Annotated in this window: 11 protein-coding genes; 2 read left to right on the top strand and 9 right to left on the bottom strand. The window is 72.0% G+C overall.

Translation table 11 applies throughout. The features are described 5' to 3' along the window. Nucleotides 1-18: 18 nt before the first annotated feature. Nucleotides 19-492: a hypothetical protein gene (locus tag Q3W71_RS00890; RefSeq protein ID WP_302917354.1), complete on the bottom strand. Its 474-nt coding sequence runs from the start codon at nt 490-492 to the stop codon at nt 19-21. 233 nt (nt 493-725) lie between these two features. On the opposite strand from Q3W71_RS00890, the gene Q3W71_RS00885 reads away from it, so the two are divergent. Next, nucleotides 726-1274, top strand: coding sequence for a YciI family protein (locus tag Q3W71_RS00885; protein WP_302917353.1), 549 nt, complete (start codon nt 726-728; stop codon nt 1272-1274). A 267-nt stretch (nt 1275-1541) separates the two neighbouring features. Here the strand turns inward: Q3W71_RS00885 and Q3W71_RS00880 are convergent, their stop codons facing one another. From Q3W71_RS00880 to Q3W71_RS00845, 8 genes are read right to left on the bottom strand one after another with little or no spacing between them, the layout of a single operon-like run. Further along, a complete protein-coding gene (locus Q3W71_RS00880; protein WP_302917352.1) occupies nt 1542-3191 on the bottom strand; it encodes a DUF4127 family protein in 1650 nt (549 codons plus the stop codon). After that, nucleotides 3188-3901, bottom strand: a complete 714-nt coding sequence (locus tag Q3W71_RS00875; RefSeq protein WP_302917351.1) for an N-acetylmannosamine-6-phosphate 2-epimerase — start codon at nt 3899-3901, stop codon at nt 3188-3190. The genes Q3W71_RS00880 and Q3W71_RS00875 overlap by 4 nt, the downstream gene beginning before the upstream one ends. 20 nt (nt 3902-3921) lie before the next feature. After that, on the bottom strand, nt 3922-4818 hold the full coding sequence (locus tag Q3W71_RS00870) for an ROK family protein (RefSeq protein ID WP_302917350.1): 897 nt from the start codon (nt 4816-4818) through the stop codon (nt 3922-3924). Beyond that, the gene (locus Q3W71_RS00865) at nt 4815-5657 is read right to left on the bottom strand and encodes a carbohydrate ABC transporter permease (RefSeq protein WP_088993179.1); all 843 of its coding nucleotides are present in this window, start codon (nt 5655-5657) and stop codon (nt 4815-4817) included. The genes Q3W71_RS00870 and Q3W71_RS00865 overlap by 4 nt, the downstream gene beginning before the upstream one ends. Then, entirely contained in the window at nt 5647-6594 is a 948-nt protein-coding gene (locus Q3W71_RS00860) for a carbohydrate ABC transporter permease (RefSeq protein ID WP_302917349.1), read from the bottom strand. The genes Q3W71_RS00865 and Q3W71_RS00860 overlap by 11 nt, the downstream gene beginning before the upstream one ends. 8 nt (nt 6595-6602) lie before the next feature. Continuing rightward, nucleotides 6603-7886 carry a sugar ABC transporter substrate-binding protein gene (locus Q3W71_RS00855; RefSeq protein WP_302917348.1) on the bottom strand — a complete coding sequence of 428 codons (1284 nt, stop codon included), beginning with the start codon at nt 7884-7886 and terminating at the stop codon, nt 6603-6605. Between the two features lie 22 nt (nt 7887-7908). After that, nucleotides 7909-9504 carry an FAD-dependent oxidoreductase gene (locus tag Q3W71_RS00850; RefSeq protein WP_302917347.1) on the bottom strand — a complete coding sequence of 532 codons (1596 nt, stop codon included), beginning with the start codon at nt 9502-9504 and terminating at the stop codon, nt 7909-7911. Between the two features lie 41 nt (nt 9505-9545). Beyond that, nucleotides 9546-10592, bottom strand: coding sequence for a LacI family DNA-binding transcriptional regulator (locus Q3W71_RS00845; RefSeq protein WP_302917346.1), 1047 nt, complete (start codon nt 10590-10592; stop codon nt 9546-9548). A 457-nt stretch (nt 10593-11049) separates the two neighbouring features. Between Q3W71_RS00845 and Q3W71_RS00840 the strand changes: the two genes are divergently transcribed. Beyond that, a complete protein-coding gene (locus Q3W71_RS00840) occupies nt 11050-12408 on the top strand; it encodes a hypothetical protein (protein ID WP_302917345.1) in 1359 nt (452 codons plus the stop codon). The last annotated feature ends 92 nt before the right edge of the window (nt 12409-12500 follow it).

The raw sequence follows: 12500 nt of genomic DNA, 5'->3' as shown, positions 1-12500 counted from the left end.
CCGGCGGGGCACCCAGGCCTATGCCACTCCACTGCTGCGGGCGCAGTTGCCTTCCCAATCCCCCGCGTATTCACAAACCTCGACGTACACGGTAAACCCGTCGGCGAAGATGTTGCCGGTGGACGTCCCGCAGATCCCGTTGTTGGACGGGTCGATGACCTCCCAGGTGTGTACGTATTCGGTGCCGTTGATAATGGTGGTTCCGCTGTAATAGGCCCGAACGCCTCTGCCGTTGGACGCGTTATCGCACACCGTCAGTTTCTCCTCTGACGGGTGCCCCGCCAGGTCGGCGTCGAAGAACGCCGCGCCACCGCGACCAACGGTGTACAGCCAGCCCACGTTGTGTGGCTCCGCTGCGGCGCTTGCCTGGGATGCGGCACCAAATATCACGGCCGCCGTCATGGCCGCCAGCAGGCTCACCCGCCGTAACCAGCTCATCCGCAATTCCTCCACCCGGTAGCGCTCCGGTACGGCCGAGGCGACCAGAGACACTTGATCAACCGAGATCAGCGAACCATAGTTGGCGTCGCGGTGTCCACAGTGGTATCAGTCGCAGCAGCGCACCAAGCGATATCGGCGAAAACCTCCCGGCCCACCGCGCTCCGCGCCGGCACGTACGAAAGAGCCGCTCTCGGCCTGCGAGGGAGTTGTCCGTCGTGGTGGTGTTGTGGCCGGGTGGTGCCCCGGTCCGCGTCGGCGTCCGCCACCGGTCGAGACTGTGGGGCATGGAGTTCCTGTGCTACCACCGTGACCGACCCGGCTCCGTCGCCCTGCGCGAGGAGCTGCTGGAAGAGCACTGGTCCTACATGGACCGCTACACGGCAGAGATGATCGCCCGGGGGCCCACCCTCACCGACGACGGCGACACGCCCACCGGCAGCCTGCACATCGTCGACCTGCCCGATCCGGCGGCCGCCCGCGCGTTCGCCTTCGACGAGCCCAACTATCAGGCCGGCGTGTACCGTGACGTGCTGCTGCGCCGGTGGCGCAACACCCTGGGACGCACCATGTGGGAGTTCGCCGGCGGCCGGGCCGGCGGCAACCGGTACCTGGTGCTGGGCCTCGGTACGGGGCAAGCCGCCGACCTCGACGTGCCGCCCAACTCGGACGAGCTGATCGCGTACGGGCCGCTGCTGTCCGACAACGGCGCCATCTGGCTGGGTACCGCGGCGCTGGTCCGGGCGCCGGACCCGGACACGGCACGCGCCATCCTCACCCCGGACCGGTACGCCGACATCGAGGTGCACAACTGGCAGTTCGGCGGGCGGCGGTAGTGAGACGGGGACGTCCAGGATCCGCGCCCAGTCTCCAACCCCGATCGGGCCGAGGATCTCGGTGAGCTGTCCTGGCACGCTGTCGCCGTCCGCGCGGATCCGACCCACCCGGCCGACCTGCTGCGCGGTCGAGCGCGCAGCAGGTGGCGCGAGTGCCCCGAACCATGAGGTTGACGGCGGCCCGCCGGGGTGGGGATTCGATCACCGGTACGTCTCGCCTCCGCTGGCTCGGACGAGGAGGCGGACGGCGGCGGGCGGCCGTCCGGATCAGGACAGCCGGAGCCGGGGCTCCAACGTCACCTCGAAGAGTCGGTCCCACGGCAGCTCGACCCGGGCCGACTCGAAGCGCGCCACGGTCGCCGTGAACGTCTTCGCACCCCGCCGGCCCAGCAGGACGCGGTGCCCGGCGAAGTGGTCGGCGAAGTAGCGCTCGGTCAGCGGCACCAGGCGGTCGCGCACCCAGCCGTCGAAGTAGCTCTTCTGCTCGGGGGAGAGCGCGAGCGGGTTCCAGCCCTGGGCGCGGGCGTGCGCGTACGCCTCGACCTGCAGCACGTTCTTCCACACGTCGTCCTTGACGAACCGGTAGAGCAGGTACTCGGCGTGCGCCTGGGCGGGCGCGCGCAGCTCGGGCACCCCGTACCCGCTGCCGGAGGAGCGCAGGTGGGCCCAGCGCGCGGTGCCGTGACCCAGCGCCAACCCGAGCGCGTTGCCCCCGGTGTTCCACCCCGAGTACGACAGCAGGGACACCAGGTCCAGCCGGGCCTCCATCCGCGCGACCAGGTCGTGGTCCGCCCTGTTCACGATCAGCGGGTCCACCACGATCACCGGGGTGCCGGCGGCCAGCAGCGCGCCGATCCGCCCGACGAAGGCGTCCAGGTCGGTGGCCCGTCGCGCGGGCGCCGCCGAGGGGGTGTTCACGGCGAGCACGATGTCCGCGTCGCCGTCCACCACCCGTCCACCGACCGCGCGCACGTGCCGGCGGATGTTCTCCGCGAACGGGATGCCCTCCAGCTGGGCGGTCCACTCCTCGCCGGAGATCCCGGCGTACTCGACCCGGTAGGTCGGCGCCGCGCCGGCGGCGAGCACCCGCGCGACCAGCAGCGCGTCGACCTCGTCCGCGCCGGGGAAGATCTCCACCCGGTCGCCGACGCCGAGCCGGGCCACCAGCGCCTCCAGTTCGACCCGCTCCGCCCGGGCCAGGCCGACCGGCGCGGTGTCGTCCTCGGAGAGCACCAGGTGGTCGATGGTGCCGTCGGCGACCCACTCGACCATCAGCCGGTTGACCTGGTGGTTGCGGGCCCGCGCGGCGAGGTAGTCCTCGACCACCCGGTCCGGGATCTGCGCCCGGACGGTGTCGAGCCGGGCCCGCAGTTCCTCCTGCCCGAGGTTGACCACCTGGTCGTGGAGCTTCGCCCACTCCACCAGCAGGTCCCGGTAGGTGTCCAGGTCGGTGCCGGTGCTGGTGATGGCGAGCCGCTGGATGGTGTCGTGCACCTCGATCACCGCGCCGGGCCGGGTCGCCCGCAGGTCCCGGATCGCCGCCAGGTTCGCCAGCGCGGCGGCCAGCGTCGGGGCGGCCGTGCGGGAGGCGATCAGGCCGCCGTAGGCGAGCATGCTGACCGAGATCACGTACCCGTCGACGTCGCCGGTGGCGCCGAGCCAGCGGGCGACGGCGGCGCCGTCGCCCGGGGTGAGGAAGCGGCCCAGCAGGTCCCGGGGCGGCAGCCGCACCACGGCGCCGGCGCTCGCCGCGGTCAGCCGCGGGCAGTAGGTGTTGACCGGCCGGTCGTCCAGCGGCACCAGCGCCACCGTCGGCTGTCGGTCGCGGCCCGCGGCGGACGCCGGTCGGCCGATCGTCACGGCAGTCAGGCCGGCGACGCCGGCGACGCCGGTGGCCAGGAGGGTCCGTCTCTTCATCTGCTCTCCCTGTTTTCCGGGGCGGCCCCCGCGCGGGGGGTCGCCGGTACCAGCCGGCGGGTGATCCACAGCGGCGAGGTGACGGCGTTGCCCGTCACCACCGCGTGGGCGCCGACCTCGAACGCCCGCCGGATCTGCTCGGTGCTGCGGTACCGCCCTTCGGCGAGCACCGGCACCGGCAGTTGTGCGACCAGCCGCGCCAGGAGGTCGAGGTCGGGCTGGTCGGACCGGGGACTGGCGGCGGTGTAGCCGGACAGCGTGGTGGCGACGGCGTCCGCGCCCGCCTCGACGGCGGCGACGCCCTCCGCCGCGGTGGAGACGTCGGCGAGCACCAGCGCGTCGGTCCGCTCCCGGACCGCCCGGACGGTGTCGGCGAAGGTGCGCCCGTCCGGGCGTGGCCGGTCCGTGGCGTCGACCGCGACGATCCGCGCCCCGGCCAGCGCCACCTCGACCGCGTGGCCGGCCGTCGGGGTGATGAAGACGTCGTCCGAGCCGTGCTTGTACAGCCCGATCACCGGCACGTCGACGGCGGCGCGGACGGCGCGGACGTCGTCCGGTCCGTTGACCCGGACCGCCACCGCGCCGCCGCGTACCACCGAGGCCGCGACCCGGGCCTGGACGTACGGATCCCGCATCGGGTCGTCCGGCTCGTCGGGCAGGGGCTGGCAGGACACCACCAGCCCGCCGGCCAGCTCGTCGAGGGCGTTCACCTGTCTGGTCCTTCCCTTCGTCACGCTTCGTCCAGGGCCAGCCGGGCCGCCCCGACCACCACCGCGTCGGCCCCGAGCGCGGCGGGCCGCAGCGGCACGTCGGCCCAGCCCGCCGGCAGTTCGGCCGCGTAGGCGCTCGACGCCGCGGGCAGCAGGGCTTCGGCCGCGCCGCCGGCGACCAGGACCGCCTGGGGATCGAGCAGGGTCACCAGCCCGGCCAGGGCGGCACCCAGGGCGGCGCCGGCCCGCTCCAGCACCTGCCGGGCGGCGGCGTCCCCGGCGGCCGCCCGGTCCGCCACGGCCCGCCCGGTGACGGGCGAGCCGGTCTTCTCGGCGTACGCGGCGGCCAGGCCGGTGCCCGAGGCGATCGCCTCCAGGTGCCCGTACCGCCCGCACCCGCAGCGCAGCCGTTCGGCGCCCGGAGCCGGCAGGTGCGCGACCTCGCCGGCGGCGCCGCGGGCGCCGGTCTCGATCCGGCCGTCCCGGACGATCGCCCCGCCCAGCCCGGTGCCGACGGCGACCAGCAGGACGTCGCGGCGGCCCCGCGCGGCCCCGGCCCAGCACTCGCCCAGCGCGGCGGCGTTCACGTCGTTGGTGACCCGCACGGGCCGACCCAGCCGCCCGGCCAGCGCGTCGACGACCGGGGTGCCGGTCCAGCCGGGCAGGCTGTCGGTGGCGTACCGGATGCTGCCGGTCGCCGGGTCGACGGTGCCGGCGGTGCCCACCCCGACCGGTCCGGGGCCGGCGGCGTCGAGGAGGTCGGCGGCCAGCCGCGCGGCGGTTTCCAGGACGGCCGCGGGCCCGGACCGGGCGGGGGTGGCCGCCTGGCGGCGCGCGAGCACCGCACCGCCCGGTCCGACCAACGCTGCGGCGGTCTTCGTGCCGCCGATGTCGACGCCGACCACGGCTTCGCTCACCCCTTGAGGCCGGTGTGTGCGAGGCCCTCGACGAACTGCTTCTGCGCGATGACGAAGACCACCAGCACCGGCAGCGCGGTCATCGACGCCGCGGCGAGCTGGACGTCCCACATCGGGCCGCCGTAGGCGTCGACGAACTGGGTGAGCGCCTGCGGCAGGGTGAACTTCTCCGGCGAGGAGAGGAAGACGATCGGTTCCAGGTAGAGGTTCCAGCTGTGCAGGAAGGTGAAGATGGCGACCGCGCCCAGCGCGGGCCGCGACAGCGGCAGGGCGATCTTCCAGAAGGTGGCGAACCGGCCGAGCCCGTCGACCCGGGCCGCCTCCTCCAGCTCCCCGGGGAGGCTGATGAAGAACTGCCGCATGATGAAGGTCGCCAGCACGCTCGGCGCGCCGAGGATCGGCACCAGGATCAGCGGCCAGTGGGTGTTGACCAGGCCGAGCTTGAAGAACATCTGGAACAGCGGCACGATCGTCACCTCGCTCGGGATGAGCAGTCCGGCGAGGACGACCAGGAACAGCACGTTCTGCCCGCGGAACCGGATCCGCGCGAAGGCGTACCCGGCCAGGGCCGACACGGCCAGCGTGCCGACGGTGACCACCAGGGCGATGTAGAGGCTGTTGAGGTACTGCTGGCCGAACGGCTGCAACTCGAACACCCGCTGGTACGCGTCCAGCCGCGGGTTGACCGGCAGCAGTTGCGGTGGGAAGGCGAAGATGTCCGACACCGGCTTCAGCGACGAGGTGACCATCCACCAGGTCGGGAAGACGAACGGGATCGCCAGGACCAGCAGCACCCCGTAGAGCACCAGCTTGGTCCGCGGCGACAGGTCACGACTCATGGAAGACCCACCTCTTGCGCATCTGCCACTGCAGCACGGTGAGCGCGAGCACGATGGCGAACAGCACGATCGACAGCGTGGCGCCGTAGCCGAAGTGATGGAACTGGAAGGCCTGCTGGTAGAGGTAGTAGACGAGCACCGTGGTCGAGGTGCCCGGCCCACCCTGGGTGAGCACCGCGATCTGCGCGAAGACCTGGAGCGAGCCGACCACTGTGATGATCGAGGTGAGCAGGATCGTCGGGCTGATCAGCGGCACGGTGATCCGCCAGAACTGGCGCAGCCGGCTGGCCCCGTCCACCTCGGCGGCCTCGTACAGCTCGCCCGGCACGCCCTGCAGGGCGGCGAGGAACAGCACCATGTTCAGGCCGACGTTCTTGAAGACCTGCACGACGATGACCGACAGCATCGCGGTGCCGTCGCCGCGCAGCCAGTTCGGGCCGTCCACCCCGACCGTGTCCAGCAGGCCGTTGACGCCGCCGTTGTCCTGTAGCAGGAAGCCCCACACGATGGTCCAGGCCACCAGCGACACGACGACGGGGGAGAAGAACAGGGTGCGGAACACGATCGTCCCGCGCAGTTTCTGGTGGAGCAGGACCGCCAGCAGCAACGCCAGGGCGAGGTTGAACACCACCAGGCCGACGGAGAACAGGCCGGTGGCCCGCAGCACCGACCCGAGGTTGGGGTCCTCCGCCAGGGCCGCGTAGTTGTCGGTGCCGACGAACTCGAACGTGCCGGCGAGCACGTTCCACTCGTGCAGGCTGTACCAGACGACGAGGATCAGCGGCAGGATCACGAACACCGCGCTGCCGATCAGTTGCGGCGCGATGAAGAGGTATCCGGTGAGGTGGTCGCGGCGGCGGCTGGTCCAGAACGGCCGCGCCGGGACCAGGGCGGGCCGGGCCTCGACCGGGCCCACCCTGGTGTCCGTACGGGTCATCGGGTTCCTTACTTCGCCAGCATCGGCTGGATCTTGGCGCAGACCCCGTCCAGGACGGCCTTGACGTCCGCGTCCGGCTTCCACAGCGGGTCCAGCCCGGCGCGGACCTGCTGGCTGATCTCGGCCTGCCCGGCGTGGCTCGGCTTGACGACGCCGCTGGTGATGCCGTCGATGACGACCTTCTGCAACTGCTCCGGCTTGAGCTTCGGGTTCGTCTTGGCCAGCGTCTCCGCGGTCAGCTGGGACTGGCGCGGCGGCGGGAAGAACTGGGCCAGCTTGGCCGAGTTGGTGGGGTTGGTCAGGAACGCGAGGAAGTCGGCGGCGACGTCGGCGTGCGGGCTCCGCTTCATCACCCCGATGCCGGCCTGCCCGACCACCGCGTACGGCCCCTTCGGCCCGGCGGGCAGGGGCACCAGGTCCCAGGCGAAGCCGTCGTCCTTCAGCAGCGAGGCGCGGGAGATCTGGGTGACCGTCATGGCGGCGTCACCGGCGAAGAAGTCGGCGGTCGTGCCCGGGCCGGGCAGCGCCTTCGTGGTGAAGATCGCCTTGTGCAGGGTGGTCATCGCGTCGACCATCTCCGGGCTGGCGAAGCCACAGGACTTGCCGTCCTCGCTCCACGCCTGCGCGCCCCAGCCGGTCCAGAAGGTGGACAGGTTGTCCCAGCCCTTGTAGTCGAAGTCGCGGATGACCAGGCCGGCCTTGCCGGTGGCGGCCTGGGTGGCGCCGGCGGCGGCCAGCGCGGCGTCCCAGGTCCACTGGCCGGCGGCGATGAGTTCGGCCGGGGTCTTCTGGCCGGCCTGCTTGAGCAGGTCGGTGTTGACGAAGACACCGAACGGCGAGGTGGAGAACGGGTACGCGTACAGCTTCCCGCCGTTCTGCCAGAGCTTCAGGGTGGCCGGGGAGATGTCGTCGTACTGGTAGCCCTCGGCCTTCTTGAGGGTCTCGTCCAGTGGCAGCAGCGCACCCGAGGCGACGAAGTCGGGCGCGGAGTTCTCGAACACCCACGCCAGGTCGGGGGCGTTGCCGCCGGCGATCTGGGTGGTCAGCGTGGTGGTGTAGTTCTCGAACGGCAGCGGGTCGAACGTGATCCCGGCGACGTCGGGGTGGCTCTTGCGGTACTCGTCGGCGATCTCGTTGAACAGCTTCAGGTGCGCCTCGTTGGCCGACCAGACGGTCACCCGGAGGTTGGCCGGGCCCTTGTCCTCGGCCTCGCCGCCGCCGCCGCAGGCGGACAGGGCGAGGGCGCCGGTCAGCGCCGCGGCGACAACGCGTAGGCCCTTTCCTGTTCTCATATCCTTCTCCTCACCGGGGGTTTCAGTAGCCCGCGATCCGCGGCCAGCGCCGTTCGACGCCGGCAGCCGAGACACGGTCGGTGAATTCGGCCAGCAGGCGGGGGGTGCCGCGGACCGCGCGCGGGGACTCGCCCCGCGCCAGACAGAAGTCGGCGAGCAGACCGGCGACCTCGCCGACGTTCCACTCGACCGGGTGCAGTCGGTAGCTGCCGTTGGTGATGTGCGTGGTGCCGATGTTCTTGCCGGCCGGCAGCAGGTTCTCCATCCGCTCCGGGATCAGCGCGCCGAGCGGGATCTCGAACGGGCAGGAGCCGACGTCGATGTAGTTGTCGCCACCGGTCGACGGGTGCAGGTCGATGCGGTACATCCCCACCCCGATCGAGTCGGGGTACCGCACCGCGCCGTGGTCGCCCCGCACCGCCAGCGAGAGATCCTGCTCCACCACCGTGTACTCGGCCCGGATCCGGCGGGACTCCCGGATGTACGGGGCCTGTGCCAGGCCGTCCCGGCTGCCGGTCACGTCCCCGCGCAGCCGCAGTCCGGGAAAACCGGTGCCGCCGTCCGGCCGGGGGGCCTCCGTCTGCAGCCAGTACAGCACCGAGTACGACAGCTCCCGGGCCTTGGCCAGGTGCCACGACGCGTTCGGCACGTCGATGACCGGGCCCTCGAAGTAGTCGATCATCGGCCAGTTCACCAGCGTGATGTCGCTGCCGTACGAGCCGTCGGTGAAGTTGCGCCGGGCGGCGATCCGCCGGAACGTCCACAGGTTGCCGTCGCCGGGGTTGAGGCGCTGGTCGGCATTGACACTCAACGGGTCGTCGTCCGGGTTGGGGGTGAAGCTGCGCTCGACGATCTCCAGGGTGCGCGGATGCGGCGACCGCCAGGACAGCAGCCGGTCACCCCAGAAGTCCGGCTTGTAGTCCCGCCAGAAGTCGTAGCCGGCCGGGCGGTCGATGGTGTGGTCGCCGTCGACGTGGTCGATGGCGAAGCAGACCGAGACGGCCTGCATGTTCATCGGCTGCGCCTCGGCGGGCGCGCTCGGTTCCCCGGTCTGCGCCTGCGACTCGAACCCGGTGACGTACTCGGTGCCGGTCAGCGGCAGCAGCTCACCGGTCTCGGTGGCGTCCAGGACGTACGGCGCGGTGACGTCGATCCGGTCGTCGCGGTCCCGGTGGGCCAGGGTGACCCCGGTGACCCGGTCCCCGTCGGTCTCCGCGGCCACCGGCCGGTACGGCTGGAGCACCGTCAACCGGCCGGCGCCGCGGTACGGGGCGAGCATCTGCTCGAGAACGGCGACGGCCACCCGGGGCTCGTGGCAGATCCGGCTCACCCAGCCGGCACCCGGGTTGAGGTCGGTCCAGCCGCGGGAGCGCTCGGTCAGCGGGTAGTAGCGGCGGTAGTAGTCGCGGATGCCGTTGCGCAGGGCGCGGTAGCTGGCGGTGGCGCCGAACTGCTCGATCCAGGAGTGCTCGTCCGGCGGGACGGCCTGGCTGGTGAGCTGCCCGCCGAGCCAGTCGAACTCCTCGGTCAGGATGACGGACCGGCCGGCCCGGGCCGCGGCGAGCGCGGCGGCCACGCCACCCAGTCCGCCCCCGACGACGAGGACGTCCGCACGCATCTGTACCACTTGCTTCCTTCCAGTTGAGCGGCCGCACCGCCTCAGCGGCGGTCGGCCGCCGGTTCGGGGGTGCCGAGGGTGTCGCCCTCGACGAGTTCGCAGGGGAGGAGTCGTTGCTGCACGCCGGCCGCGCTGCCGTCGATGACACCCCGCAACACCTCGACGGCCTGCCGGCCCATCTCCTCGCGGGGGATGCGGAACCCGGTGAACGCGATGTCGGTGGGGACCGGCGCCGTCGGGTCGCCGAGGGTGATGATCGACAGGCCGCCCGGCACGGTCAGCCCGCGCCGGCGGGCGGCCGACTCGAGCGCCACGGCGGTGGCGAAGTCCTCCACGAGGGCGACCGTCGTCCCCTCGGCGAGCAGGTCGTCGAGGACGGTGTCGGCGTCCCGGGCCGTCGCGGTCCGCTGGCGGGCGTGCTCCGCGGCCGCGGTGGAGGCGTCGAACCCACGGCGGCGGTCCGCGGAGGACTCGGCGGTGCCGCCCATGCTCAGGTACGCCAGGCGCCGGTGGCCGCGGTGCAGCGCCTGCTCGACGAGCCGGCTCACCGCCGTGGCGTAGTCCGCGCCGACGTAGGGGACCGGCCCACCGGCGTCGTCGCGGCGCCCCACGGCGACGTACGGGTACCCGTCGCGGTTGAGCCGCTGGAGCTCCGCGCCGTCGATCTCGCGCCCGAGCAGGATGCACCCGTCGGCCAGGCGCAACCGGTTGTCCTGGTGGAAGATGCGCCGCCGGCCGTCGACCACGGGTGCGCTGGTGAACAGCAGCAGGTCGCAGCCGACCCGCTCGGCGTACTCCTCGATGCCGAGCAGGAAGGGGTGGAAGAAGTCCCGGCTGCCGCTGGGGAAGGCGGGCTCGTAGGTGAAGACGCCGATGATCCGGTTGAACCGCGCGGCGAGCCGGCGGGCCACCGGGTCCGCGGCGTACCCGGTCTCGGCGATCGTCCGCAGCACCCGGTCACGGGTCTCCGGAGCGATCCGGACCTCCGCGTCGGCCCGGTTGTTGAGCACCAGGGACACCGTCGCCTGACTGACGCCCGCCAAGCGGGCGATGTCACGCTGGGTGACGCGTCTGGGGGGAGTGGCCACGACGGGTCCTTCCGGTGTGGCTAATGCGTATTAGCGCTCGGCGTTGGCAAGGAGCCTGGCGTGCCCTCCCGTCGGTGTCAAGAGGGTGACGCGAGATTTCGTGGAGGTGAAGTCCCTGAAGTAATGCGCATTAGCGGAAGGTGCCGGCTCCTTGGCGGGTCGGTCCGGCCGGCTGGCGGGTGGCCGTCACGGCGGACGGTGCCGCCTCTTGACAGGACGCCGCTCGACCGCGCAACATTCGAGAAACATAGATGCTAATACGTATTAGCACCGTGGACCGGTCGGACGGTCGACGGTCGGGTCCTCGCGCATCCTTACTCCGTGTCACCACCTGCTGAGCGGCGAGGCGGGGTGAGCCTCCACGGTGCCGACCGTCGGCGTCGTGCGCCCGGGACCGGCTCCGGCCATCCGATCAGGACAGCCCGCGTTCGACCGATCCGACCGAAGAGGAAGACGCATGACGAGAGCACCTGTCCCCTCACCCCGGCGCGCCGTCACGGCGGCGGCCGGCGCCGGCCTGCTCGTCGCCACCCTGGCCGGCGCCGCGCCGGCCACCGCCGACCCGGCCTTCGACTTCCCGCGGTTCAGCTACGCGGGAACCGCCTTCGACAAGAGCAACCTCGACTACAACCCGACGAACGAGTTCATCTTCCCGAGCGTCATCCGGGCCGCCGACTACTTCGCCGACCCGCTCGGGACCTACTACATGTACTACGCCCCGCACGAACGGCCCGGCGGCATCGCCCTCGCGTACGCCGACTCGATCGACGGCCCGTGGACCGAGTACCGGGCCAACCCCCTGGTCAGCAACACCTGGCTGCCGCACTACCCGACCGTCAGCCACGTGTCCTCCCCGCACGCGGTGTGGGTGGAGGGCGAGCGCAAGCTGTTCCTCTACTACCACGGCGAGAACTCGATAACCCGCTACGCCACCTCCGACGACGGCATCCACTTCAGCTACGGCGGGACGGCGGTCGCCCGGGACGAGACGACCGGTGGCGAGACCTCGTACGCCCGGGTGTTCGAGCAGTCCGTGCCGCGCCTGGGAACCCGCTACCTGATGGTCTTCATGGACAACCCCACGGCGGCGCCGCCCGGACCGACCGGGCCGGTGTCCCGCCGGATCCGCTGGGCGGTCTCCAACGACGCGCGGACCTGGGCCATCCAGCCCGAACCGATCGTGACGCCGCAGGGTGTCGAGGGGCCCAACGCCTCCGGACCGTTCTTCCTGCGCTGGAACGACCGCAACCTGGTGATCTTCCATGCCGCCGACGGCAACATGCACGCCGTCGACGTGGGCGAGAACTTCGACCAGGAGATCCACCTCGGCATCGTGCACGACTCGATGAGCACCGCACCCGACCTGGGCCGGTCGGCCGCACCGACGTTCTACCTCGACGGCCGCACGATGCACATGTACTACGAGGCCGGCGGGCGGCTCACCGCGACGATCGGCCACGCGGTCGCCACGCTGCCCGAGCCGGTGCCGCAGCGGCAGCTGGACTGTTCCGTGGACCGCCCGGTCCTGTGGCCGCCGAACCACGAACTGGTCGACGTGGCCGTGACCGTGGACCTGCGCGACGGGGTGCTCGGCCCGAACGCGTTCGCCCTCACCAGCGTGACCGGCGGCGACGCCGCGGACGTCAGCGACTTCACCGCCGGCACGCCCGACACCGCCGGCAAGCTGCGGGCGGAACGGGCCGGCAACGGCGGGGACCGGGTCTACACGCTGACGTACGGCGGCCACGACGAGATCGGCCGGCCGGTCGGCTGCACCGTCACCGTCACCGTCCCGCACGACCAGGGCGTGGGGTAGACGGACCGCGCGAGCCATGTCGGCGTCCCACCCCGTGCCACCACGCGCGGGGTGGGACGCCGTCAGGCGGCGCCAGCCTGATCGGCATCCTC

Source organism: Micromonospora sp. C28SCA-DRY-2 (assembly GCF_030519475.1).
Lineage (GTDB): Bacteria > Actinomycetota > Actinomycetes > Mycobacteriales > Micromonosporaceae > Micromonospora.
Note: the sequence above shows the minus strand (reverse complement) of the source record. Positions and strands in the feature narration are given on the sequence as shown.